The 25,878-nt window shown below is 64.9% G+C and carries 17 protein-coding genes; 7 read left to right on the top strand and 10 right to left on the bottom strand.

From position 1 onward, the window contains the following. Position 1 precedes the first annotated feature (1 nt). Complete coding sequence (locus tag ACQ66H_RS00295) at positions 2-892, top strand: aldehyde dehydrogenase (RefSeq protein ID WP_430432321.1); 891 nt, start codon at positions 2-4, stop codon at positions 890-892. A 45-nt stretch (positions 893-937) separates the two neighbouring features. Continuing rightward, entirely contained in the window at positions 938-1,954 is a 1,017-nt protein-coding gene (gene fba, locus ACQ66H_RS00290) for a class II fructose-bisphosphate aldolase (RefSeq protein WP_430432320.1), read from the top strand. 247 nt (positions 1,955-2,201) lie between these two features. Here the strand turns inward: fba and ACQ66H_RS00285 are convergent, their stop codons facing one another. The 3 genes from ACQ66H_RS00285 to ACQ66H_RS00275 are packed head-to-tail and all read right to left on the bottom strand — an operon-like array spanning position 2,202 to position 5,223. After that, positions 2,202-3,563 (bottom strand): sensor histidine kinase, encoded by a 1,362-nt coding sequence (locus ACQ66H_RS00285; RefSeq protein ID WP_430432319.1) that lies wholly within the window; start codon positions 3,561-3,563, stop codon positions 2,202-2,204. A 21-nt stretch (positions 3,564-3,584) separates the two neighbouring features. Beyond that, positions 3,585-4,352: a helix-turn-helix domain-containing protein gene (locus tag ACQ66H_RS00280; RefSeq protein WP_430432318.1), complete on the bottom strand. Its 768-nt coding sequence runs from the start codon at positions 4,350-4,352 to the stop codon at positions 3,585-3,587. A gap of 10 nt (positions 4,353-4,362) precedes the next feature. Beyond that, positions 4,363-5,223 carry a DMT family transporter gene (locus tag ACQ66H_RS00275; RefSeq protein WP_430432317.1) on the bottom strand — a complete coding sequence of 287 codons (861 nt, stop codon included), beginning with the start codon at positions 5,221-5,223 and terminating at the stop codon, positions 4,363-4,365. Between the two features lie 342 nt (positions 5,224-5,565). Between ACQ66H_RS00275 and ACQ66H_RS00270 the strand changes: the two genes are divergently transcribed. Beyond that, positions 5,566-7,758 (top strand): putative bifunctional diguanylate cyclase/phosphodiesterase, encoded by a 2,193-nt coding sequence (locus ACQ66H_RS00270; protein ID WP_430432316.1) that lies wholly within the window; start codon positions 5,566-5,568, stop codon positions 7,756-7,758. A 15-nt stretch (positions 7,759-7,773) separates the two neighbouring features. On the opposite strand, the gene ACQ66H_RS00265 is transcribed toward ACQ66H_RS00270, so the two are convergent. Next, positions 7,774-8,598 (bottom strand): arylamine N-acetyltransferase family protein, encoded by an 825-nt coding sequence (locus ACQ66H_RS00265; protein WP_430432315.1) that lies wholly within the window; start codon positions 8,596-8,598, stop codon positions 7,774-7,776. A gap of 696 nt (positions 8,599-9,294) precedes the next feature. After that, a complete protein-coding gene (locus ACQ66H_RS00260; RefSeq protein WP_430432314.1) occupies positions 9,295-10,779 on the bottom strand; it encodes an acetamidase/formamidase family protein in 1,485 nt (494 codons plus the stop codon). A 289-nt stretch (positions 10,780-11,068) separates the two neighbouring features. Between ACQ66H_RS00260 and ACQ66H_RS00255 the strand changes: the two genes are divergently transcribed. Continuing rightward, positions 11,069-12,640 (top strand): inorganic phosphate transporter, encoded by a 1,572-nt coding sequence (locus ACQ66H_RS00255; RefSeq protein ID WP_430432313.1) that lies wholly within the window; start codon positions 11,069-11,071, stop codon positions 12,638-12,640. Positions 12,641-12,856: 216 nt separating this feature from the next. On the opposite strand, the gene ACQ66H_RS00250 is transcribed toward ACQ66H_RS00255, so the two are convergent. The 5 genes from ACQ66H_RS00250 to dnaA all read right to left on the bottom strand — a co-directional run bounded on the left by ACQ66H_RS00250 (position 12,857) and on the right by dnaA (position 24,666). Beyond that, entirely contained in the window at positions 12,857-13,867 is a 1,011-nt protein-coding gene (locus tag ACQ66H_RS00250) for a virulence RhuM family protein (RefSeq protein ID WP_430432312.1), read from the bottom strand. Positions 13,868-14,093: 226 nt separating this feature from the next. Further along, positions 14,094-19,004: a hypothetical protein gene (locus tag ACQ66H_RS00245; RefSeq protein ID WP_430432311.1), complete on the bottom strand. Its 4,911-nt coding sequence runs from the start codon at positions 19,002-19,004 to the stop codon at positions 14,094-14,096. Between the two features lie 290 nt (positions 19,005-19,294). Continuing rightward, positions 19,295-21,775: a DNA topoisomerase (ATP-hydrolyzing) subunit B gene (gyrB, locus tag ACQ66H_RS00240; protein WP_430432310.1), complete on the bottom strand. Its 2,481-nt coding sequence runs from the start codon at positions 21,773-21,775 to the stop codon at positions 19,295-19,297. Positions 21,776-21,869: 94 nt separating this feature from the next. Then, on the bottom strand, positions 21,870-22,970 hold the full coding sequence (gene dnaN / locus ACQ66H_RS00235; RefSeq protein WP_430432309.1) for a DNA polymerase III subunit beta: 1,101 nt from the start codon (positions 22,968-22,970) through the stop codon (positions 21,870-21,872). 247 nt (positions 22,971-23,217) lie between these two features. Then, positions 23,218-24,666 carry a chromosomal replication initiator protein DnaA gene (gene dnaA, locus ACQ66H_RS00230; protein WP_304014188.1) on the bottom strand — a complete coding sequence of 483 codons (1,449 nt, stop codon included), beginning with the start codon at positions 24,664-24,666 and terminating at the stop codon, positions 23,218-23,220. Between the two features lie 372 nt (positions 24,667-25,038). Between dnaA and rpmH the strand changes: the two genes are divergently transcribed. The 3 genes from rpmH to yidD all read left to right on the top strand — a co-directional run bounded on the left by rpmH (position 25,039) and on the right by yidD (position 25,845). After that, on the top strand, positions 25,039-25,173 hold the full coding sequence (gene rpmH, locus ACQ66H_RS00225) for a 50S ribosomal protein L34 (protein WP_019916069.1): 135 nt from the start codon (positions 25,039-25,041) through the stop codon (positions 25,171-25,173). 190 nt (positions 25,174-25,363) lie between these two features. Beyond that, positions 25,364-25,639, top strand: coding sequence for a ribonuclease P protein component (gene rnpA, locus ACQ66H_RS00220; protein ID WP_430432308.1), 276 nt, complete (start codon positions 25,364-25,366; stop codon positions 25,637-25,639). Then, positions 25,636-25,845 carry a membrane protein insertion efficiency factor YidD gene (gene yidD, locus ACQ66H_RS00215; protein WP_019916071.1) on the top strand — a complete coding sequence of 70 codons (210 nt, stop codon included), beginning with the start codon at positions 25,636-25,638 and terminating at the stop codon, positions 25,843-25,845. The genes rnpA and yidD overlap by 4 nt, the downstream gene beginning before the upstream one ends. Positions 25,846-25,878 lie beyond the last annotated feature (33 nt).

Below are 25,878 nucleotides of genomic sequence, written 5' to 3'. Positions count from 1 at the left end.
CATGACGGCGACCCGTATCGCCATCGACGGCGGCGGCGGCCTCGCCGCCAGCGTGCTGCGCGCACTCGCGGGCCGCGACGATCTGGAACTGGTCGCGCTGAACGCGCCACCCGGCAGCAGCGACGCCGATGCGGACGTCGGGGGTGCCGACGCAGGGTGTGCTGACTTCGTGCGACTGCGCGAACGCGATACCCGCCGCTTGCCGTGGAAGCGGCACGCGGTGGACATCGTGCTCGACTGCTCGGGCGGCGATGCACGCGACCATCTCGGGGCCGGCGCACGCAAGGTGCTGAACTGCGCACCGGCGCCGGCGCGGCACGACAAGACCGTGGTCTATGGCATCAACCATCACGCACTGCGCGACAGCCACCGCAGCGTGCACAGCGCCTGTCGCGCGACACACTGCATCGCACCGGTGGCGCGCGTGCTGCACGACGCGCTCGGCATTTCGAACGCGATGCTGACGGCCGTGCACAGCCGGCCGCACGACATCGACACCGGCGCCCTGCCGCAACGCACCGGCGCGCCCGAACACCTGCACCGCGTGTTGCCGGAACTGGAGCACTGCTTCGACGAAACCGAACCGATGCGCATCCCCGGCGTGCATGCGTCGCTGATCGGCATGGTGTTCGTCGCCGAACGCGCCACCTCGGTGGAAGAGGTGAACAGGCTGATGCAGGCCGCCGCCTTCGGCGACTGGGCCGACATCGTGCGCTACGGCGACACGCCCTTCACCACCGCACTGTCGGGGCGCGACACTCGCTCCTGCGTTTTCGAATCCGGCTGGACCCAGGTATCCGGCCGCGTCGTCAAAGTGTGCGCCGGCTACCGCGGCGACCTCGGCTACGCACACCGCGTGGTTGACACCGCGCGCGCCATGCACCGCCTCTGACCCCCAGCCCCTCATCCCCAATCCCTAGCCCCTAAGGAAAAAACCATGCCCATGATTTCCCTGCGCCAGCTGCTCGACCACGCCGCCGAACACGGCTATGGCGTGCCCGCTTTCAACATCAACAACCTGGAACAGATCCAGGCCATCATGCAGGCGGCGCAGAAGGTCAATGCGCCGGTCATCCTGCAGGCCTCGGCCGGCGCCCGGAAGTACGCCGGCGAACCTTTCCTGCGGCGCATGGTGGAAGCGGCCGCCGAGATGTATCCGGAGCTGCCCATCGTGCTGCATCAGGATCACGGCGCCAGTCCTGCGGTGTGCGTGCAGGCGATCCGCTCCGGTTTCACCAGCGTCATGATGGACGGCTCGCTGATGGAAGACGCCAAGACGCCCGCCAGCTACGACTACAACGTGGACGTGACCCGCCGCGTGGTCAACATGGCGCACGCGGTCGGCGTGTCGGTCGAGGGCGAACTGGGCTGCCTCGGCTCGCTCGAATCCGGCACCGCCGGCGAGGAAGACGGCGTCGGTGCGGCCGGCGTGCTCACCCACGAACAGATGCTGACCGACCCGGAACAGGCGGCCGACTTCGTCGCCGCCACCGGCGTCGATGCGCTGGCCATCGCCATCGGTACCAGCCACGGCGCCTACAAATTCTCGCGCAAGCCGACCGGCGACATCCTCGCCATCGACCGCATCAAGGCCATCCACGCGCGCATCCCGAACACCCACCTGGTGATGCACGGCTCCAGCAGCGTGCCGCAGGACTGGCTGGGCATCATCCGCGAGCACGGCGGCGACATCCGCGAAACCTATGGCGTGCCGGTTGAGGAAATCCAGGAGGGCATCCGCCACGGCGTGCGCAAGGTGAACATCGACACCGACATCCGCCTCGCGATGACCGGCGCCATGCGCCGCGCGATGGCCAAGGACCCGTCCGAATTCGATCCGCGCAAGTTCATGAAGGACGCCATGACCGCCGCCCGCGACCTGTGCATCGAGCGCTTCGAAGCCTTCGGCTGCGCCGGCATGGCCGGGCGCATCGTGCTGCGTAAGGCGGCCTGATCATCGCGAAAACACACCCTCGTAGGAGCGGTCTTCTGACCGCGACCGCGGCGCATGAGCGGGAGGGGGTGCTTGATCACAGGCCGCGTCGGGGTCAGAGGACTCCTCCCACAGAACCCCGGTCGCGGGTCGGGCGCACTTTCTGTGGGAGCGGCCTTGGCCGCGACAGGGCCGTCGCAGTCCGCCGGCGTCGATCCAGGCTGCCGTCAGGGTCGGAAAACCCCTTCCGATATCGATGCACGCGCGATCAGGTGAGCGAGGCAGCCGCCGGCAGTTCGAGCACGAATTCGGCGCCGCCGTCCGGGTGGTTGCGGGCGACCAGTGTGCCGCCGTGCTGTTCGACGATGCCGTAGCTGATCGACAGGCCCAGCCCGGTGCCCTTGCCGACTGGCTTGGTGGTGAAGAAGGGTTCGAAGATGCGCGACAGGTATTCGTCCGGAATGCCGGGTCCGTTGTCGCGCAGGGTCATGCGGACGCGGTCGTCGGTCGTGCTGCAATCGATGGCCAGTTCGGCGACCCGGCCGTCGGCGCCGGCGGCGTCGCAGGCGTTCTGCAGCAGGTTCATCACCACCTGCTGCAGTTGGCCGGCGCTGCCCATGACGACGCAGGGCGCACCGGCTTCCCAGTGCATGTTGACCGCCGCGGTGGTGCCTTTGCGTATCCAGTGGATGGCGCGCTCGATCACGGTATTCAGGTCAACCGCGGTGCGCCCTTCCGGGTCTACCGCGGAAAAACGCTTCAGGCCGTTCACGATGTCGGCCGTGCGCTGCGCGCCTTCCATCGTGCCTTCGATCAGCGAGGGCAGATCCTTCAGCAGGTGCTCGATGCGCAGCCTGGTGCGCAGCTCGCCCAGTTCCTCGTCAGAGGCGCCGGCGTGCACGGCGTCGATGTAGCGGCCCATGCGTTCGCTGTATTTCTTCAGCGCATGCACGTTGCCGAGCACGAAGCTGATCGGGTTGTTCAGTTCGTGCGCGACGCCAGCGACCAAGCGGCCGAGCGAGGCCATCTTTTCCGAGTGCAGCAGCTGTTGCTGCGCCAGTTTCAGCGCTTCGTGCGCCTCGCGCAGCTCGTGGTAGGCGCGCTTCAGTTCGGCGGTCGGCCGGCCGACGAACACGGTGCCGGCGCGCCGTCCGTTGCGCGTGAAGCGCGGCGTCAGATTGGTGTTGACCGGTACCGGACTGCCTTCGGCGTCACGCAGATTCAGCTCGACCGCCTGACCGCGACGCGACGGATTGGCGTCGTCGAGCACGCCGCGCATGCGGGCGCGACTGTCGTCGTCGGCCAGCAGGGCGAACACCGGCGTGCCGCGCAGTTCGTCGTCGCTGAGGCCGACCAGTTCGCACAGCGCGGCGTTGGTTTCCTCGATCTCGCCGCGCTCATTGCACACCAGCAGCACGTCCGACATCGCGGACATGACGCTGAAGATGAACTGCTGCGACTGCTCCAGCTCGACGTTCTTCTGCTCCAGCGCGATTTCGTCGCTGACCAGCTGCGAATACACCTCGTCCATGCGCTGGATCACGTCCAGCCAGGTCGCCTCGTCCACGCCCTCGATGTGGGCACGGGCGAGCAGGGCGTCGGTATCGGCGGGCTTGGGCAGGTCGGTCATCGCGGCAGCGGGCAGGTGTCGTCAGCGACGCATCGTAGCGCCGGCGGCGCGCCGCCAGTGTCCGGGCGGCAGGCCGAAACGCTGCGTGAAGCGGCGGGTGAAGGCGCTCTGGTCGGCGAAACCGGTGTCGAGCGCGATGTCGCCGAGCGAGCGCGTGTCGTCGTCCAGCAGTGCGAGCGCGGCGTCCAGACGCAGGCGGATCAGGTAGCGGTGCGGCGGTTCGCCGAAGGCGTTGACGAAGAGGTCGTGGAAGCGGCGCGGACCATAGCCGAAGCGGGCCGCCAGTTCCTTCAGCGGCGGTGCGTCGCCGGCGTGGCGGCGCAGCCAGCCGTCGATGCGGGCAACCGGGAAACGGCGCGCGTCGTCGTCGGTCGGTGCGGCGTGCAGACGCTGCGCCAGATCGTCGGCAAAGCGGGTGGCCAGCAGCCAGTGACGCGGCCGCGACACGCGCTCACCGGCCACGCCGAGCAGCGGCTGCACGCGTCGGCGCAGTACCGCGTCGATGGCGAAGGCGCGCGGACGGCGGAACAGCGACGCCGGCAAGGCGACGGAGGCGGACGGCAGGTTGACCACCAGCTGGCGGTTGGTGGCGTCGAGACCACGGTAGTCGTGCCGCGTACCGGCCGGAATCACCAGCCCGGCGCCGGCGTCAACCCGGTGCAGATGGCCGTCCAGTTCCAGTTCGGTACCGCCGTCGCCACCCAGCACGACCTGGTGGAAGTCGTGTGCGTGCCCGGCCGGTTCGGCCGCGTAGCAGCGGGTATCGACGTTGGGATCGGCGGCGTACATGACATGACTTTCAGCGACGCCGGCACAGTAGCACGCCGCCCAACGCCAGCGCGAAGCCGGCCATCTGCAGCGGCGCCAGCCGCTCGCCGAACAGCAGCGCCGCCTGCGCGGCGGCCAGCGGCGGCGCCAGCAGCACCAGCACGCTCACCTTCGCCGCCGAGCCGCGCCGCACCATCCACACCAGCAGCGTGCTGCCGATGGCCGACAGACCAAGCACCGCCCAGGCGAGTGCCGCCCACAGCGCCGGGCCGGGCACCCATAAGGATTCGCCGAGCGCCAGCGCGATGAGCAGGCAGACCAGCGCACCACCGGCGTTCTGGATGGCGCTCGAACTGAACAGGTCGGCGGCGGCGATCGAGCTTTTCTGCACCAGCGTGCCGGCGGTGATGCCGGCCACCGCCACCAGTGCCACGCCGACCACCAGCGGCGACAGCGCCTCCGGGCCGACGCTGGCCAGCCGCGGCGCCAGCACCAGCACGACACCGAGCGCACCGGCCAGCAGACCGCCCCAGAAATGGCGGCCCAGCGGCTCGGCGAACAGGCGCTGCGCGATCAGCGCCGTGAACATCGGCTGCAGCGTGGCGAGCAACGCCATCACTGCCGGCGACAGCCCGTGTGCCACCGCCCAGTAGCCGCCACCCATATACACGCCCTGCAGCAGCGCACCGGCCAGCAGATGCTTGGGCCACTGTTCGCGCGCCGGCCAGGCCGCGCGCAGTGCGACGGCGATGGCCGTGTACAGCAGCGTGGTCAGCGTGAAGCGGGCGAGCAGGAATAGGGCCGGATCGGCCACGCCGTCGATGGCCCGCGCAACGATGAAACCGGTGGACCAGACGAGGACGAAGAGGGCAGGGGCGAACAGCGCTGACACGGGCGTACGGACGGGGCAAAGACCGCAGTCTGCCGCCGCCAGTGCCATCCTGTCTTGTCGAAAACTGCAGCGATATGCGCCGACGGACCGGCACAGCACGTACAGATTGTGCGGTACAGATGCGCGCACCGACGAGCTGTGACGATTTCCCGCTATCGCTTTGCATATATGTAATCGGCAATTTCAGCACGGCGAAGCCCGTGCATTCGATGAAACAATTTCCATTCACTGTGATCGCAACCCCTACGGCGCCCTGACCGGGTTGTCCATGTCGCAACCCCATCCCCTTTGCATCGCGTGTTCGTCATGCCCTGCGGGCCCGGTCCATTGCAGGAGGTCTCGATGAAATGCCCCTCGATTTTTCCGACCGAGCCCGAGCGGCTCGACGCGCTCGCTGCCTACGGCCTGGACAGCGATCGCCAGCTGCCCAGCCTCGATCCGGTGGTGCGCATCGCCGCACGCATGTTCGGCATGCCGGTCGCCGCGGTGAACCTGATCGGCAGCGATCACGTGTTCTTCGCCGCCAGCACCGGCATCGACGAGGCGGTCGATATGCGGCGCGACGTGTCCTTCTGCGCGCACGCGATCAACCAGCACGACGTGATGGTGGTGCCCGATGCGCTTCTGGACGAACGCTTCCATGACAATCCGCTGGTCACCGGCAGTGCCCAACTGCGCTTCTATGCCGGCGTGCCGCTGCTGTCGCCGGACGGGCATGCGCTCGGCGCGCTGTGCGTGATCGACAACCGGCCGCACGACGATTTCAGCGAAGAAGACTGCGAGCGGCTGCGCGAACTGGCGAAGATGGCGGCCGACCGCATGGAGCTGCGCCGCATCGAGGTATCGCCCGAACACAGCCGCCCTGCTTTCGACGACTTCGCGAAAAACGCACCCAATCCGCTGATCGCCTTCGACGCGGCAGCGAAGCTCATCGGCTGCAACAGCGCCGCTGCCGCGCTGCTCGGCCGCACGCCGACGCAGGGTCTGGGCGAACCGGTGGACGCGCTGCTGCCCGAACGCGACCGGGCCGCCTTCCGCGACCTGCTCGCCCGTGCCGTCGCGCAGGGCTCGCTCGAAGGGCTGGACGTGCCGAAGGACATCATCGGACTGCGCAGCGACGGCGTCGAACTGCTGCTCGGGCTGACGCTGTTCATGCACCGCGAGGCCGGCGGCGTCACTTTCAGCGCCCACCTGCAGGACTGCACCGAACGGCGCGAGCGGGAGAACGCGCTGCGCCGCATGGCCAGCACCGACGGCCTGACCGGCCTGGCCAACCGGGCTGGCTTCTTCCGCCGTGTCGAAGACACGCTGGCACGACCTCTGCCCGCCGCCGTCATCATGATCGACCTCGACGGCTTCAAGGACGTGAACGACACGCTGGGCCACGCCATCGGCGACAACATCCTGCAGGAAGTCGGCCGCCGGCTGGAGGCGGTCGCCGGCATGCAGGGCTTCGCGGCGCGTATCGGCGGCGACGAATTCGCGCTGCTGCTGGCCGGCACCGGCGACCCGGAAAGCGCCGCGATGGTGGCCCACGTCGTGTTGCAGGCGATCGAAATGCCCATCGTCGCCGACGGCCACGAGGTGCGCGTCGCCGCCAGCTGTGGCATTTCGGTGGCGCCGCAGCAGGCCGACGAGGCGCTGGAACTGATCGGCAATGCCGATCTCGCGCTGTTCAAGGCCAAGAGCATAGGCCGCGCGCAGTGCTTCACCTACCAGCCGGCACTGCGCATGGAGGCAGTCGCGCGTCGGCTGTACAGCATGGAACTGCACCGTGCAGCGCACGCCGGCGAGTTTCTGCTGTTCTATCAGCCGCAGGTGAAGCTGTACGACGGCGCGCTGGCCGGCGCCGAAGCATTGATACGCTGGCTGCATCCGGAACGCGGGCTGCTATCGCCGGCCGCCTTCCTGCCGGCGCTCGAAGGTGGGCCCCTCGCGGCGACGGTCGGCGCCTGGGTGCTGGAGGAGGCCTGCGCGCAGGCCGCGTACTGGCGCCGCAACGGCGCGCCGGACTTCCGCATGGGCGTGAACCTGTTCGGCGCCCAGTTCCGCGTCGGCGATCTGGCCGCGCAGGTGCAGGCGGCGCTCGACAAGCATGGCCTGCCGCCGGAAGCGCTCGAACTGGAAGTGACCGAGAACATCGTGCTCGACCACGACGACCTGGTGCTGGACACACTGCAGCGCGTGCGCGCGCTCGGCGTCGGCGTGTCCTTCGATGACTTCGGCACCGGCTACGCGTCGCTGAGCCTGCTCAAGCGCTACCCGCTCACGCGGATCAAGATCGACCGTTCCTTCGTCGAGGGCATGCTGGAATCGGAGCGCGACGCCTCGGTCGTGCGCGCCATACTCGACATCACGCGCAGTTTCGAACTGGACAGCATCGCCGAAGGCATTGAGCGCGACGTGCAACGCATACGCCTGTTCCGTGAGGGCTGCGTGCACGGGCAGGGCTATCTGTTCGGGCAGGCGCTGTCGGCCGAACAGTTCTCACGCGCCTTCGGGCTGGGCGGCGGCAGCCGGACCTCGAACGGTTGAGCGCGCGCGGCGGGCTCAGTCCGCGGCCAGTGCGCGCAACGGGGTGAGCAGGTCAGGCTGATCGGCGACCGGCAGACCGAACAGATCCTGCACCGTCGCGATCAGCGCGTCGCCGTCGGCCAGCGTGCGGCGCGATACGCTGCCGTCGGCGCGGTATTCGGCGAGATCGCGGTTGAACAGTGTCCACCGCCGGTTGACACCGGCGCGCGCCAGCATCAGGTTGCCGGTGAAGATGGATTGCGGGTGGGTGGACAGGAAGTAGCTCGACGCCTCGTAATCGCAACCGTGCATGTCGATGCGGCGCACGCGGTACAGAGTCTTCCATTCGCCCACGATCTGCGACTGCAGCCACCAGTAGTCGTCGCGCAGCAGCAGGCGATAGGCACCGTGCGGCGTGCGCTGCTCCAGCCCGTCTTCCCAGCGCAGGCCGGCGGTGACCGTGAGGCCACCGAAGCCGACGTTGACCAGTCGCGCGCCGTCCGGCGTGTTGACATCGAGCAGCATGTGCGATTGCGGCGTCAGCGCGTCGTCGGGCTGCATCCACATGACGCGCGCCGCCAGTTCGCGCACCGGGTAGCCGAGCGCGCGCAGCGCATCGGCGAACAGCCGGCCGTGCTCGAAACAGAAGCCACCGCGGCGGGCGTCGATCAGCTTCGCAGTGACCGTTGCCGCGTCCACGGCCACCGGCTTGCGCCGCAGCGGGTCGAGGTTCTCGAAGGGGATGGCGATGGTGTGCGCAAGGATGAGCGCATCGAGCGTCGCAGCGTCACAGGACGCCGGCGCAGCGGTGGTCCAGTCGATGCGTGCGAGGTAGGTGTCGAGCGGGAAAGGGGTGGACATGGAGCGAGGCAGTTGTCGGCAGCCGCGCATGATGAAGCGGGCAGGGCGCGATGACATGCGCAGCGCATCACGAGTGCCCGACCGTGCCGGGTGACTTAGGGTTATGCGGGAGCACGCTTGCTTCCGACTGCTGCCCATAGCGAAGGCCGCGGCCCCAGTGGGAGCGAGCTTGCTCGCGATGGCGACGGGTATCGAAGCCGGCGGACTGCATCCGCCGCGTCGCGGTCAGAAGACCGCTCCCACAGGGGTGGTGCGCCCGATCCACGATCCGAGCCCGGGTCGGGGTTCTGTGGGAGGGGTACTCTGACCCCGACAGCGGCCTGCATCGAAGCCGGCGGACTGCGGCGGCCGTGTCGCGGCCAAGGCCGCTCCCACAGGAAATGCGCCCGATCGGTGGCCGGAGCCGGGGTTCTGTGGGAGGGGTCTTCTGACCCCGACAGCGGCCTGGATCGAAGCTGGCGGCCTGCAGCCGCCCTGTCGCGGCCAAGGCCGCTCCCACAGGGATTGCGCCCGAACCGTGGCCAGAGCCGGGGTTCTGTGGGAGGGATCTTCTGACCCCGACAGCGGCCTGGATCGAAGCCGGCGGACTGCATCCGCCCTGTCGCGGCCAACGCCGCTCCCACAGGGATTGCGCCCGGCCCACGCTCTGTCGGCAGCTCACGCTGCCTCCCCCAAAGGACCCGGGCGCCGAAGCCGCTACAGGCTACCGCCGGAGAACAGTGCCTTCCTGATCACCGCATGCACGCCCCAGTTGCCGTTGACCACCTGGGTGACGGCGAAGTCGACGCCGACCGACAGCAGCGAAATCGCTTCGTCTTCGGTCAGGCCCTGGGTGTCCATCAGGAAGGCGCGGCTCTTGCGGAAGGCGTCGCGCAGTGCGAGGTTGACCGAGGACTTGGCGTAGATGTCGCTCTGCGCCTTATCACCCAGTTCGGCCAGGTAGTTGGCGAAGCTGAAGCCGTGGATCACCCACTCGTCCTGCGTTTCGAGCAGCGGGTACTCGAGCTTGGCGAGCGAGGTGCCAGCGAGGTCGGCTTTCTTGTGCAGGATGAACTGGAAGGTGCCGGTGAGCGAACACTCGATCGCGGTGCCGCACAGTTCGGAATCGCCCTGACCGGCGTGCGGATCGCCGACCGAGAACAGCGCGCCCTTGACCGCCACCGGGTAGTACATTGTTGCGCCCTTGCCGATGCGCCAGTTGTCGATGTTGCCGCCGGTATAGCTGGGCGGGATGGAATCGACCATGTCCGCCTCCTTCGGCGCCACGCCGGCAACGCCGAAGTGCGGCCGCACCGGCACGCGGATGTTCTTCAGCACGCCGTGGTTTTCCTTCACCGTCGAGTGATCGACCACCACGCCCGGATAGTCGATGGTCTTGTGCACGACGCCGAAGGGGTCGGTCTGCGGCGTCCATTGGAAGTTGTACACCGCCTGCGCCCAGTTGCGGTCCAGCCCGGCGTCGATTTCGTAGATGGTGATCACTTCGCGGTTCTTCGGCTCGGTGATCAGGTCCTTGTAGTGGAAGCCCCACCAGGCCGCCGCATTGACGCCGAAGCTCTTGCCCTTGTAGCTCGGGTTGGCGCTCGGCCGGGGTGCGACGTCGATGATGCGCACTTCGAGCACGTCGCCCTCTTCGGCGCCCTTCACGTACACCGGGCCGGTGCATATATGTACACCGAGGCCTTCGCCGGCGCCGCGCCCGAACAGGCTGGCGTCCATCGGACCGGCACCGCGGCGGATGACACCCTTCTTCTTCTTGTCCCAGTAGAAGACGCTTTCGGCGCCGGGGTCGCCCTTGATCATGCGTTCGTAGTCGTCGCCGGCGTGGTGGGTCAGCGTTTCGATGGTGACGAAGTCACCCGGATTGATTTCGACCTGCGGCTTCAGCGATTTCGAGAAATAGCCCCAGTGCACGGTGTCGGCGCTGGCGGCGATGTAATAGTGGTTGCGCGTCTTCATCGAGCCGTCGGCCTCGCGCGCCATCGACTGGCCCACCCAGCCGGCGCTCAGCGTGCCGAACCCCGCCGCCAGCGAACCCTTGAGCAGACCGCGCCGTGCCGGATCGGGTGGCGCTGGCGTGCGCAGCTCTGGCTCGCCGTTTCCGTCCACCTTCACCGTCAGACGGCCGTTCGGATCGCAGAAGCTGCAGTGCTGGTGCGCGGGATGGGTGCAGGCAGACATGGGGCGTTCTCCTTCTGGTCAGTGGGGATGTGAAACACCGCGTGCGGCGGTGCATCAATCGTGCCGGAAGGAAAAGCCTTGAAAATCAATGGCTCCATGTTCGGGAAACGCACGGAAGGGGTGCGTTGCGCACTGCAACAGGGCCGTGACGCGGCCTGACCGAAGTTTGCGCAAACAGGCCGGGGCGCGAATGTGACGTGTAATAAACTTCGCGCTCCCCGGAATCCGCCCTCGCCGGCAACCGCCGCGAGTGCCTCCGGATCTGGCGGTCAGACCGCCCCAAAAGCGCATGGAACTCGAAAACTATTCCGATATTGAGAAGGCTGCGCTGCGCGGCCGCCGTGAAATCCTCCGTCTGGGCATCGGCCTGCTGTTCGTCGTCGGCACCATGATCTACGCCGCGCTCGGCGTGGGCCTGCAGGGCCCTGGCGGCATCATGCTGGTGGTGGCGGCCATGATAGGCGGCTACATGGCGATGAACATCGGCGCCAACGACGTGGCCAACAACGTCGGCCCGGCGGTCGGCTCGCGCGCGCTGAGCATGACCGGCGCCATCGTCATCGCCGCCATCTTCGAAGTGGCCGGCGCACTGATCGCCGGCGGCGACGTCACCTCGACCATACGAGGCGGCATCATCGACCCGTCCGCGATCGCCGACAGCGACCGCTTCGTCTGGGTGATGACGGCCGCGCTGCTGGCTGGCGCGCTGTGGCTCAACATCGCCACCGCGGTCGGTGCGCCGGTGTCGACCACGCACTCCATCGTCGGCGCGGTGCTCGGCGCCGGTGTTGCCGCGGGCGGCATGGCCGCCGGCAAGTGGGACATGGTGGGTGGCATCGTCGCCAGCTGGGTGGTGTCGCCGGTGCTGGGCGGCCTGGTGGCGGCCGGCTTCCTGTACTGGATCAAGCGCGCCATTACCTACCGCGCCGACATGGTCGCCGCCGCGCAGCGCACGGTGCCGGTGCTGATGGGCATCATGGCCGCGTCGTTCGCCACCTATCTCATCCTGAAGGGGCTGAACAAGGTATGGAAGGTGGACTTCGCCACCGCCTGCGCCATCGGCGCCGGTCTCGGCATCGTCACCTGGCTGCTGGTGCGCGCCCATCTGCAGCGCACCGCACACCGGCTGAACAACAGCAAGGCCAGCATCAATTCGCTGTTCGGCCTGCCGCTGGTATTCGCCGCCGCGCTGCTGAGCTTCGCCCACGGCGCCAACGACGTCGCGAACGCGATCGGCCCGCTCGCCGCGATCACCGACACGGTGCTGCACGGCGCCGTGTCCGCCAAGGCCGACGTACCGCTGTGGGTGATGATGATCGGCGCCATCGGCATCGCCGTCGGTCTGGCGCTCTATGGCCCCAAGCTGATCCGCACCGTCGGCCACGAAATCACCGAACTCGACCCGATGCGCGCATTCAGCATCGCGATGGCGGCCGCGCTGACCGTCATCATCGCCTCGCAACTGGGCCTGCCGGTCAGCTCGACCCACATCGCGCTGGGCGGCGTGTTCGGCGTCGGCTTCCTGCGCGAGTACATCAAGACCAGCTACGCGCAGACCCTTGCCGAGATCAAGAGCCACCACCAGGGCGCCGACAAGGAAGTCGTCGAAGCCTTCCTGAATGATTTCGACAAGGCCGACAAGAAGGGCAAGCGCGCCATGCTCGACGCGCTGAAGGCGCACACCGCGCAGGCGCAGCTGTCCAAGCACGAGCGCAAGGCGATCAAGCGCACGCACCGGCACGAACTGGTGAAGCGCTCAGCCCTGTTCAAGATCGCCGCCGCCTGGATCGTCACCGTGCCGGCCTCGGCGCTGATGGCGGCGATGATCTACTACATGATCTTCGGGATCGTGCATGCGTGAGGGTGGGGGCGCGGTGGGTTGAACCGCGCCTACTGCGCGTACATCGGCACGATGTTGCGGCAGCGCTGTTCTTCTGTTCCGCTCAGCACAGGCACCGTGCCCGGCTCGATCAGTTTCGTGACGCCACGAAGATGATCGGAAGCCGCGTGCTCCGCCGCTTCGCACAGGATTCCATTACCCCGCTGGATCAGTCTGCGGCCGGTCGCCCGGTTTCAGTCATGGCTTCGCGCGATTCTTCAGGGCGTTCTCCAGCGCCTGCAACTCGGCATCGTCCTGCGCGTCGGCCTGACGTGCTTCCTCCTGTCTGCGGCGCTGTTCGTAGTCGTCGTACAGCGCGCTCGTGCTGCGCTCCATCTGTGCGTGGCTCACCTTGCCCGCATGCGCGAGCACCGGAAAGCCGTTGCTCGCGATGATCTGATCCACGTTCTGGCGCCAGAAGCTCATGCGGATTTCCTCGCGGCGCTTGGTGCGCAGTTCGGCCGTTTCCAGAAAGATCACCACCAGACGGTTCAGGGTGTCGATTTCGTCTTCGGTCAGGTAGTTCTTGGCGACCAGGATGTCCTGCTTGCGCACTCGGGCGCCCTGCCAGTTCAGCAGGCCGAAGTGCGGATCGTCCGGGTTGGCGCGCGCGGTGATCAGCTCGGCTGCGGTCTGTTGCGTCACGGCATACAGCAACAGGTTCTGCACGGTGGCGAAGAAGGTCTGCGTCGCCTGGTCGGTCTTGTCGTAGTCGCTGCTCAGGGCAAACAGGTCGCGCACCTTCTGGTAGAAACGCTTCTCCGAGGCACGGATGTCCCGGATCCGCGCCAGCATTTCATCGAAGTGGTCCGGCCGGCCATCCGGATTCTTCAGACGCTCGTCATCCAGCACGAAGCCCTTGAGCAGGTATTCCTTGAGCACCGTGGAGGCCCAGCGGCGGAACTGCACGCCGCGTGGTGAGCGCACCCGATAGCCGACAGAGAGGATGGCATCGAGGTTGTAGAGCGCGACCGGACGCTTCACCTCGCGCGAACCTTCGATCTGAACTACCGAGGAATCCTCGGTAGTTGCCTCGCGACTCAACTCCCCATCTTCATAGATGTTCTTCAGATGCAGGCCGACGTTGTCGGTCGTCACGTCGAACAGCTCCGCCATTTCCCGCTGTGTGAGCCAGACGGTCTGATCCTTGGCGCGCAACCTGATCTGGCTGCGTCCGTCTTCGGTCGTGTAGAGAATCAGTTCGCTCATGATGTTGGTTGGAGTGCAGGTTCTGCTGCAGTCACGATGGGGGTTCGGCGGCACGTCGTTGACGCGATTGAAGCTGTTATATGAGCACAGCCAACCTCAGGCATGCGTTGCTCAACGCTCATGGTTCGCCGAAACCTGTCGAGCAAATCGACACATCCGGAAATCGTGTTTAAAAATCCGCTGAAAATCGACAAGTTCTCCGGACATGTCGATCACGCAAATGCGACTAGCGCATTAAGTCCGGCAACTCGTAGAGCAACTTGAGTGCCTCGGGCCATCCCGCATCGGAGAATAGGTTCAGCACTCCAATCAAGGCGTTTCGCCTGGCAGGTTCCTCGAACAAGTCGCGGTAATCCGCAAGATAGCGTCTGACGATTCGCACCACGCCATCAAGCCCGAGGCTCTCAAAGTGGTAACCCTCGCGCGCCGCCGGTCCAACGAGCAGCGCAGCGATCTGATCGAAGACTGCAGCCGGATCGCCATCCGCAATAAACTCGTAGAGTTCGACTAGGTGGTGAGTAGCAGCGGGGTCGCCCGACTGACCGATCGCGACAAGGATCGTCTGATACTCAAGGAGGAAGCTGCGTTTACTGGCTGGCGAATCAAGCACGACCTCCCTCTCGCCATTGCTGTCCTTGAACGCACCCGCCCCGAAATACAGCTGGTTGATGGAGTGTTCAAGAAGGCGCACAGCCGATCTGTATTCGCGCTCGCTGGCCGCCCGCTCCTGCGACCCTTCTGCGGAAGTGTTGTAGGTCGAAAGCGCATTCGGCATGGCGTTCGCAGCCGCCGCCACCGCAAGTCCCAGCACCTCGCGCGCCCTGTCTTGGATCGCTCTGTCTTCATCTGTGGCGTCTTCCTTGAACTTTAAGAAGAGCGCCTCGCGCAGCGTTGATACCGCGGACCAGAGCAGGTCGCTGGCGTTACCAACATCTTGCAACCACGTCCGAAGATGAGCAAGACAGGCCGCTCTACCTTGACCCACGTAGAGGCCGGTCGCCATCGCTCCCAGCGCCTGCTCAAGCTCACGTTCCTTGTTGGAGTCGCTGCTGCCTTCGAGCGGAAAGCGCTGGATCACCGTCGCAAGCAACGGCTCCGCTCTTGCTGCGTCAGCAGTGGCCACACGACTAAGCGGGCCGTGAACAAAGTGGCCCATGGCACACCGATCCGCCTCCTGCTGTGCCACCTTTGTCATCAACGCCCACATGCGTTCGCGGTCCACGTCCCACAGGCGATTGAGTGAACAAGACACCTGATGCCGGACCGTCGCTTCCACATCATCAAGCATCGCTTCGAGACGAACGAAAAGAGTGGCATCGGATGTCGCGAAGCGCCGCGCGAGGTGCATGAAGCTGGAAGCCACGTATACGCGAACATCCCAGTTGCCCCACGACATGGAGCCCCGCTCAGTGTTTGACCGCGGTTCGGGGTACACACTCTCAGCCAGCCGGTCCAGCAGGCCCACGAGCGCAGCGAGCGTAGGATCCGCGTTTGCCGGGTCGTAGTTCTCCGCCCCTGCAATACGTTCCAGCGCATTGCTTATGTTTCCCCAGGCAGCGCGCAGGGTTGCTTCATGCGCGGGCATAGTCAGGCCATCGATCACAGCGACCGTTGCCAGCACCTGGTCCCACAGGCGTGTAAGCAAATCTGCGCTCGCACTGTCGTTCAACAAGACATCCAAGGCTTGCCGTGCATCGAGCACTTGCCGGTCTGGTCCCTCCTCTACATTGGCCCCGCGCGACCGAACAATACTTTCAGTGATGTCGCCGGGCTCTCCCCATCCGGTTGTCATCGTCATGTAAGGACGATTGCCCGTGAGATCGCCACTTGCGCCCAGCTGTGCCTTGAGATCGCGGAACGCGGGAGTCACGATCAGGTCGTCAGGAAGAACGGAAAGAAGGCGGGCAGCGTAGTAGCGCGTCCGCTCAACCTCGCTTTCATCGGTTGATCGCGCACGATCAACCAGAAGCGCCTCCAATGCAGTTCGCTGCTCCACCGACGCTGTCGCGTAGGCGGAAGCAAGGTATGTTGCGCAGTCGCGCACGACATCCACAATCCGTCCCATTTCGGGATCTGAGGCGATGGGCCAAAGCAGATCGTCGGCAATTCCGGGACGATCCGCGGCAATGCCCAGGATACGGGCCCATACTGATGCTGAAACCACGTCCTCCTGTTGAACGGCGACCACCGCCTGTCGGAACTCCTCCGGCTCGCATGCCCTGAGAAAGGTGACAAACGTGGATAGCACTACCCCGCCGCGTCGGTCCGAGCGATCGTCACTCCCACGCCACTCGGTAACGGAGAGCCCGTCGTCGGTGATACGAATCGATTGCGCACCCGACTGCACGACGTGCGGCGGACGGTCTCGGTAGCGAGAGTCCGACGATTTGCCGATGGTTGCAGCGTTCACTGCTCTCGTCGCCTCGGCAGGGAAGGCTCGCAGGAACGCGGGAAGTGCTTGCTGCAGATTCCAGCGACCGTGCTCGTAGTCCTGGCGGCGGTTCGAGCGCAGCGGCAGGATGCGACTTACCGCTCCACCCATCCAGCTATCACCGTCGGATGGAGCCGGTCGCCCAAACAATGCCGCATAGACCGAAGTCACAAACGCGGGGTCATGCGGAACGATGTGCCTAACCCCCTCAGCAAGCCACGGCGCCTCATCGTGCGCATGCTCCGAGAAGCGAGGTTCGTCAAGAATCTGCTGGAGTAAACGCCTGGAGGCTGCAGAGTCGCTGCCAAATGACTTGGCGACGAAGCGTATTGCGTTGCCTGAGAAGCCAGCCACTCGTGGATCACCTGACCAGGTCAAGGTGAGCAGACCGCGGGCCGCTCGACCGAAACTGGCCAGAAAGTCAGAGTTGGCGAAGTTCGCCCTCTCGAACAACGTGAGCAAAATGATGCGCACACCATCCGCATACTCGCGCTGCTGCGTATCAGCCGCCGCAGCCGCCACGTTCGCCCAGGCGGTAGCCACGAAGTCGGAGATTGTCCCTCGCTCCGCAAGGCTCAGTCCTGCGAATCGAACGAGCTTCGACAGCACCGGACCCATCCGTCCCTCCTGACCAGGCTGCGCGAGCAGCGAGCAAAGAGATGCCACGTCATCGGGCCCCTCAACGCGCTCAGTTGTGGAGCGCAGGGCGGCACTCGACACCACAGGATCAAGGCCAGCCGTCGCCACCAACTCGGTAGTCAGGCCCCAGCTGAGCGGACGGCCGACAGAGTCGTCCCTCCATATCCGCTCAATGACAAACCGCAGCGACGGCCCCAGCAGCAGGCCGAGACCTTCAGGTCCGGACATCTGGGTGACGAGTCGTGAGGTGTCATTCCAGTCAAGAAAGTAGCGCCCCGCAGCGTGGTCGAAAAGAACATGATGCGCAAACCCAACGCGGTCGCCACTGGCAACCAGCACGCCTGCAGCCAGCACACCATCAAGGGCAGGGTGCGCCACATCCATCTTCCGAAGGATGAGGCGACGACGCTCGACCATGACTTCAACAGCTTTGGCAACTGATGCCTGCAGGTCGGTGGTAGGCAGCCGTTCATCCTCATACCGATCGATCAGGTCCGACTGCGTCGTCACTGTCACGATACTTGCTGCGGCCGTTCCGCCGTCAAGGAGTTCGGCAGCAAGTGATAGGTTGAAGACGTTCCGCAGCAAGTTTCGAACCGATGTCGGTGCGGTAGCTAGAAGTTCGCCGATACGTGCTTCTCTGCGGCCTACTTCTGTAGTTTCGTCATCCGTCAGCGCACGTATCAGGAAGTGTCTGACATCAGCCGCCGTACTTTCAATGTATGCAGCGTCGGGTGGCATCCCTGCCATCGCCCGTCGGAAGCGCCTTCCGTTCTTCAGGTCGAAGGTGCGAATTGAAGCAACCACAGACCATCGATCTCCATGCCTCGTCTGCACGGCCTCTATCAGGTTGGCGAACACTGCCTCTGAGTTCCCTCCCCGCGATGCGTCGAGCGCATCGATGACCAGCACGCCCCGACTCCGGCCCGGCCAGGCTGCGAGAGCGTCGATCAGAGGATGTTGAAGGTTCAGCGCAACTCGCAGTGCGTCATCCGTTGTAATCCCGGCCAAGTCATCCACGGAGATGAAGATCGTCGCCAGGTTGGCTACAAGCCGCTCCTGCACGAACGCGACAAGTACACCTGTCTTCCCGGCACCGGGCTCGCCGACCACCAGAAAGCTGCCCGCTTCTGCTGCAGCCTTGAGGGCTGGCATGCACACACGTTCGATCGGCACCCCGCCGGCGATCGGAAGCGCAGCATGACGGTAAAGGCGCGCAATCTCCGACCAGGTCTTCCCGCGAAGCGCGGCAATGTCGTCGTCGTACTGCGGCGACCTAGTGTCATCGTGGCCAGCAGCCCTTAGGAGCCGAAGTAGGCCATCGCGATCCGTCGGGGCGGCGCTGCGGATTAGATCTCTGACGATATTCAGCAAACTTGTGAGCGGCGCCGCCCCAAGTTCCTCGGTGCCAAAGAGCCGAGAGCCAAGAACGTTGGAAGCCTCACGCCAATCGGCCTCACCTTGCGCGACGGCAAAGCGCTCTATGTGAAAGAGGCGGGCCAACTGGGCCAACTCCGGTTCCGTGGGAGGCGGCAAGCGCACGGCCGTGCGGCCCCTCGTCACATGCCCCTGCAGGATGCCCATCGCGTCCCGGTGGGCTTGACCTACACGGGCGAAAACTGCCGGCCAGTTGTCCCCAGTTGCAAACATCCTGCAGACTTCGTCCAGCCTGTTGAGAGTAGCTGGCGCGTCCGAAGCCACAGCCATTACTGCGGCCGACCGCTGCAGATCAACAGCCGGGGTCCGAGTCGGCGCCTCGGCGACGAACTGAACGGTCTGCACGATCGTCTCGCCAAGGTCAGAGGCGTCAGACACCGACAGGCTGGGACGCGTCTTGCACTGAACGGCGATCCTGCCGCCGTTTGAAAGCGTCACGACGATGTCATCGAGTCCCACGCCTGTTTCAAGCTGTAGCGAGACGGGATAGGCCGTCACGTCCAGGCCGAAGCGGCTGCCCACGGGCATCCTGGCCAACAAGTGAGAGGCGAACCACAGCCCGACACCTGCCTGAAAGGCCATCCCGGCTTCCGTTGCGCGTCCACCTGCCGGCAGCGTGGGTGTTGGCATCTCCGATGCTCCTTAGGCATTTGAATTTGACAACGGCCGCAGAGAAAGGAGTATCTGCGGTGACCAGCAGCTCATGAGATCAAGCTACTGCGCTCTCCCCCACAATTATTCTATTTTGATATATGCCAGAAGACTGATATTGGCTTAGGTATTGACACGAGCGGCTGTCGCTGGTTGTGCGCCGCCTAACCATAGCTTCGGTCAGAGGCTAATGAGACCACCATTGTCCAGAAAAAATGGCCCTGTTCTCCAGGGCCATTTCACTAGCATTAGCAACGAAAAAATAACTATCACACATCAATATTCCGCGCATTCAGCGCATTGCTCTCGATGAATGCCCTGCGCGGTTCGACGTTGTCGCCCATCAGCGTGGTGAAGATTTCGTCGGCGGCGATGGCGTCGTCGATCTGCACTTTCAGCAGGCGGCGCACGGTGGGGTCCATCGTGGTTTCCCACAGCTGCTCGGGGTTCATTTCGCCGAGGCCTTTGTAGCGCTGCTTGCCGAGGTTGCGTTCGACTTCGTTCAGCAGCCAGCGGGCGGCTTCGGAGAAGGACTTCACTTCCTGTGACTTCTCGCCGCGCTTGACGGTGGCGCCTTCGCCGATCAGGCCGGCCACCAGTTCGGCGGCGTGACGGATGCGCTGGTAGTCGCCGGACAGCAGGAATTCGACGTTGACGTGGCCGACCTTGCGGTTGCCGTGGTGCATGCGCTCGACGCGCAGTTGCCAGCTTTCGGTCTTGTCGTTGTACTCGGCAGCCAGCGTGACGTTGGCCGGCAGCGACTGGGTGAGGCGGGCGGCGCTGGCGCGGGCGGCGGCTTCGTCGGCGAGGTCGAGCGCGATGTTGTGCTCGAGCAGGGTGCGCAGCAGTTCGCCGTCGGCGTATTCGGCCAGGCGTTCGACGATGGCTTCGGCGGTAAGGTATTCGCGCGCCATCTCTTCGAAGGCGCTGCCGGACAGCGGCTCGGCGCCGGCGCGCGGCAGCAGGCTGGCGTCGTCGAAGGCGAGCTTGAGCAGGTACTGGTTCAGCTCGTGGTCGTCCTTCACGTACAGCTCGGTGCGGCCGTGCTTGATCTTGTACAGCGGCGGCTGGGCGATGTAGATGTGGCCGCCCTCGACCAGCTCGGGCATCTGGCGGTAGAAGAAGGTGAGCAGCAGGGTGCGGATGTGGGCGCCGTTGACGTCGGCGTCGGTCATGATGATGATGCGGTGGTAGCGCAGCTTTTCCGGCTTGTACTCGTCCTTGCCGATGCCGGTGCCCAGCGTCTGGATCAGCGTGACGATTTCCTGGCTGGAAATGAGTTTGTCGAAACGCGCCTTCTCGACGTTCAGGATCTTGCCCTTGAGCGGCAGGATGGCCTGGAACTTCCGGTCACGGCCCTGCTTGGCGGAGCCGCCTGCGGAGTCACCCTCGACCAGGTAGAGCTCGGCCTTGGCCGGGTCCTTCTCCTGGCAGTCGGCGAGCTTGCCCGACAGGCCGAAGGAGTCGAGCACGCCCTTGCGTCGGGTCATGTCGCGAGCTTTGCGGGCGGCGTCGCGCGCACGCGCGGCTTCGACGATCTTGCCGCAGATGGTCTTGGCGTCGTTCGGGCGCTCGAGCAGGAAGTCGGCGAGCTTCTGCGCCACCACTTCCTCGACCGCCGGGCGCGCTTCCGACGACACCAGTTTCATCTTGGTCTGCGACGCGAACTTCGGGTCGGGCATCTTCACCGACAGCACGCAGGCCAGGCCTTCGCGCATGTCGTCGCCGGTGATGTTGACCTTGGCCTTCTTCGCGATCTCGTTTTCTTCGATGTACTTGTTGATGATGCGGGTCATCGCCGCACGCAGGCCGGTCAGGTGGGTGCCACCGTCGGACTGCGGAATGTTGTTGGTGAAGCAAAGCACCTGTTCGGCGTAGCTGTCGTTCCACTGCATCGCCACTTCGACGTCGATCTGCACACCGTTCAGCACCGACGAGCCGGCGCTGTAGAACACGTTCGGGTGCAGCACCGTCTTGTTGCGGTTGATGTAATCGACGAAGCCCTTCACGCCGCCGGCGAAGGCGAAGTCCTCTTCCTTGGCGTTGCGCTGGTCGATCAGCTTGATCTTGACGCCGTTGTTCAGGAAGGAGAGCTCGCGCAGGCGCTTGGCCAGGATGTCGTAGTGGAACTCGATGTTCTCGAAAATCGTTTCGTCGGCGAGGAAGTGCACTTCGGTGCCGCGCTTCTCGCTCGGGCCGATCACTTTCAGCGGTGACACTTCGACGCCGTTCTGCACTTCGATCTGGCGATCGAGCGGAACACCGCGTTCGAATTCGATGAAGTGCTTCTGACCGTCGCGGCGCACGGTGAGTCGCAGCCACTTCGACAGCGCGTTCACGCAGCTCACGCCGACGCCGTGCAGGCCGCCCGACACCTTGTACGAGTTCTGGTTGAACTTGCCGCCGGCGTGCAGCTCGGTCAGCGCGATTTCGGCGGCCGAACGCTTGGGCTCGTGCTTGTCGTCGAACTTGATGCCGGTCGGGATGCCGCGACCGTTGTCGGTGACCGAAATCGAGTTGTCGGTGTGGATGGTGATGACGATGTCGTCGCAGTGGCCGGCCAGCGCCTCGTCGATCGAGTTATCGACCACTTCGAACACCAGGTGATGCAGACCGGTGCCGTCCGAGGTGTCGCCGATGTACATGCCCGGCCGCTTGCGGACGGCTTCCAGACCTTCGAGGATCTGGATGCTGCCTTCGCCGTAAGCGTCGGGGTTGGGTGTATTCGGGCTCTGTGCTTCGTCAGACATGGCGTATTCCGGTGCTGCGCACGCTGTGCGCGGGGTCCATCAAAAAAGCAGAAAGCCCGGCGCGCAGGCCGGGCGGTCGTGCGGGCGACGCGGCTTACACGCGCATCGGCATCACGACGTACTTGAAGGCGTCGGTGCCGGGCAGGGTGATCAGGGCGCTGCTGTTGCCGTCGTTGAGCCTGAGGCTCAGCGTATCGCCGCCGACGTTGTTCAGCACGTCGAGCAGGTAGCTCACGTTGAAACCGATGTCGAGGCCGTCGCCGTCGTAATCGACTTCGAGCTCTTCCACCGCCTCTTCCTGCTCCGCGTTGCTGGAGATGAGCTTCAGCGTGCCGGCCGACAGCACGACGCGCACGCCCTTGAACTTCTCGTTGGTCAGGATGGCGGCGCGCTGTAGTGCGGGCAGGAAGGTCGAGCGCTGCAGCATCAGTTCCTTCGGGTGGTCCTTCGGGATGACGCGCTCGTAGTCGGGGAACTTGCCGTCGATCAGCTTGGTGATCAGCTCGACCGCGCCGAAGCGCAGGCGGGCCTGGTTGGAACCGAGTTCGATATCGACCGGGTCGTCGATGTCGGCCAGCTGACGAGCCAGTTCGAGCACGGTCTTGCGCGGCAGGATGACGTCGAGCTTGTCGCTCACGCCGGGCATGGCTTCCGACACGTAGGCCAGGCGGTGACCGTCGGTAGCGACCAGACGCAGTTCCTCGTTGCCAACCGACAGCAGCAGGCCGTTCAGGTAGTAGCGGATGTCCTGCTGGGCCATCGAGTACTGCACCAGCGACAGCAGACGCTTCAGCTTTTTCTGCGACAGGCTGAGCTTGACGGTTTCGCCGTCGGCCAGCTGCATGCGCGGGTAGTCCTGCGCCGGCAGGGTCTGCAGCGTGAAGCGGCTCTTGCCGGCACGCACGGTGAGCTTGCGGTCGTCGGCGTCGAGGCTGACTTCCTGGCCTTCGGGCAGCGCACGCAGGATGTCCTGCAGCTTGCGGGCGGCGACGGTCAGGGCCGCCGGCTGGGCGCCGCTGATGCTGCCGGTCGAACGGGTGCGGATCTGGATCTCGATGTCGGTGGCGAGCAGGGTGAGCGCATCGCCCTCGGTTTCGATCAGGACGTTGGACAGGATGGGCAGGGTGTGACGCTTCTCGACGATGCCGCTGACCGACTGCAGCGGTCGCAGCAGCTGTTCGCGTTCTATCTTCATTAAGAGCATTTTATAAACCTCTGTAAACCGTTAACGTCAACCGATTTCTGTGGAGAACATCAAAAAAACAATGAACTTCAATGACCTGCAGTATGTATCGTTGTCTGTATAAGGGCCCGGTCAACGCATGAACAAATGTGGGTGAAAGTTGACCAGGTGAAAAAAGCCCTGGTTATCCACAGCGTTCATACAGGTTTTCCGGCCTGTTTATCCATACAGCTTCAACAGCTTCTGCACCGACCTCTTTTTACTTGCGCAGCGTCTGCGTCAGTACGTGCAGGTCATGGTTCAGCACTTCGTCCTTCAGGCGCAGGTCGGCGATCGTGCGGCAGGCGTGCAGCACGGTCGTGTGGTCGCGGCCGCCGAAGGATTCGCCGATGGCTGGATAGCTCTCCGGCGTCAGTTCCTTGGCCAGCCACATCGCCACCTGCCGCGGCCGCGCGATCGCGCGCGTCCGCTTCTTCGAATACATCTCCGACACCTTGATCTTGTAGTAGTCGGATACGGTCTTCTGAATGAATTCCAGCGTGATCTGCCGGTTGTGCGCACCGAGCAGGTCCTTCAGCGCCTCACGCGCCACTTCGAGCGAGATGGGCAGCGTGTGGAAGTGGGCGAAGGCGATCACCTTCTTCAGCGCCCCTTCGAGCTCGCGCACGTTGCTGCGGATGTTCTTGGCGATCAGGAAGGCGACGTCCTCGCCGACCTTCACCCGTTCCATCTCGGCCTTCTTCTTCAGGATGGCCACCCGCATTTCCAGCTCGGGTGGCTCGATCTGCACCGTCAGGCCCCAGCCGAAGCGCGTCGTCAGGCGTTCCTCGACGCCCTGGATGTTCTTCGGGTAGGTATCACAGGTGATGACGATCTGCTTCTTCGCATCGGTCAGCGCATTGAAGGCGTAGAAGAACTCTTCCTGCGTGCGCGTCTTGTTGTTGAAGAACTGGATGTCGTCGATCAGCAGCACGTCGAGCGAACGGTAGTAGCGCTTGAAGGCGTCGAAGCTCTTCTGCTGGTAGGCACGCACCACGTCGGCGTAGTAGTCGTCGGCGTGCACGTAGCGGATGACCGCATCCGGATTGTGCTTCATCACCTCGTTGCCGAGCGCATGCACCAGGTGGGTCTTGCCCAGGCCCACACCGCCGTAGATGAAGATGGGGTTGTAGGACATGCCCGGGTTCTGCGCGACCTGGATGGCAGCGGCGCGGGCCAGTTCGTTGGCGCGGCCGGTGACCAGATTGTCGAAGGTGAAGCCCGGGTTCAGACGTGAACGGTCGCGTTCACTACCGTTGTTGCCGGCAGACGGACGGACGATGAGTGCCGGCGCGGCGACGCGCGTGCTGTCGGGCTCACCAGCGGCGCGCAGTGCGGCACGCGCCGGACGTTCGCCGTCGTTGTCGGCCGGCGTGCCGTTGCGGGCGGCGACCATCGGGGTGTCGGCGGCCGCTGCGGCCTTCGTTGCCGGGTCGGGCAGGCTGAGCCTGACCGACAGCGGCTGGGAGAAATACTCCAGCCCCAGTGCTTCGATGCGCGCCAGATAGCGCTCGCGGACCCACTGCAGAACGAACCGGTTCGGCGCGACCAGCGCCAGCGAATCGTCGTCGCTCTGACCGATGCGCAGACCCTTGATCCAGGTCTGGTACTGCTGTGCGGGGAGTTCCTGTTCGAAGCGGCTGAGGCAGACTTCCCAAAACTGTTGCATCATGGTCTGCGTGGTCGCCGGGTCGATGTCGTGAGGTTGCGGGACAGCGTAGCGGGATGCGTCCTGACCCAGGATTTGATGCGCGTGGTCCGATGCATGATCGGGGGCGCCGGGTCGGAGCAGCTTTATGTGCTGTTTTTAGGGGATCGATTCTAGCGACTTCAGGCCCTCTTATCCACCGCCGAGGCGGTGACGCATACCCGCAAGGCAGGCTGGCTTGGCGCTCGTTTGGCGCTGTGATCACGTATTCACGCCAGCGAAATATTTTTTCGGCGTGCCGTCTGGACATCGGCGCGGAGCCTGGCGGCGATTGACAGGCGGGGCCTTTTACGCTGTAATCGCGCGTTTTCGCCAATACACAGTGAGCAGGCCATGAAGCGTACTTACCAGCCGTCGAAGATCCGCCGCGCCCGCACCCACGGTTTCCTCGAGCGCATGCGCACCCGCGGTGGTCGTGCAGTGATCCGCGCCCGTCGTGCCAAGGGCCGTGCCCGTCTGGCCGTCTGACGCAGACAGCAGTTTTTCCGGCCGGTTGGCAGGGGAACCCCCGAAGGTGAACCCCGAGACACGGCCCGGAATGCAGATCGCCGCGCAGCCCGCCGGCCGCTTTGCTTTCCGACCTGAATACAGGCTCAGAAAAACGGATGAGTTCTCATCCGTTTTTGCTTTGCGGCGTACCCAGCGCAGTTGACATTTCGTGATCCATCACGGTCCGTCCGGCTGCGATGGCGCTCGTCTGGGCGTCGTGATCGCGAAGCGCTTCCTGAAGCGGGCGAACACCCGCAATCTGGTCAAGCGCCTGGCGCGCGAAGCTTTCCGCCACATGCGTCCGGAACTCAAGCCGCTCGACATCATCCTGCGCCTGAACGCCCGGCCGGCCGTGCTCGACCGCCGCCTGTTGCGCGAAGAGATCGACGCGCTGCTCGGCCGCGTGCGACGCGCCGCAGCGCCTGCCGCGGAGACCGGACGATGAAATCCCTGCTGCTCGGCCTGATTGCGGTCTACCGTTATGCCATCAGCCCGATGCTCGGCCGCAACTGCCGTTTCATGCCGAGCTGTTCCGAATACGCCAGCGAAGCCATCCACCGCCACGGCAGCGTGCGCGGCGGCTGGCTCGCGCTGCGCCGCGTGCTGCGCTGTCATCCCTGGAATCCGGGCGGTTACGACCCGGTGCCCTGAGCACGCACACCCTCAATTACTTTCAAGACGATT

The organism is Methyloversatilis sp., from assembly GCF_965284615.1.
In the GTDB taxonomy this organism is placed as follows: Bacteria; Pseudomonadota; Gammaproteobacteria; order Burkholderiales; family Rhodocyclaceae; genus Methyloversatilis.
This window is presented reverse-complemented; position numbering and strand designations above follow the sequence as displayed.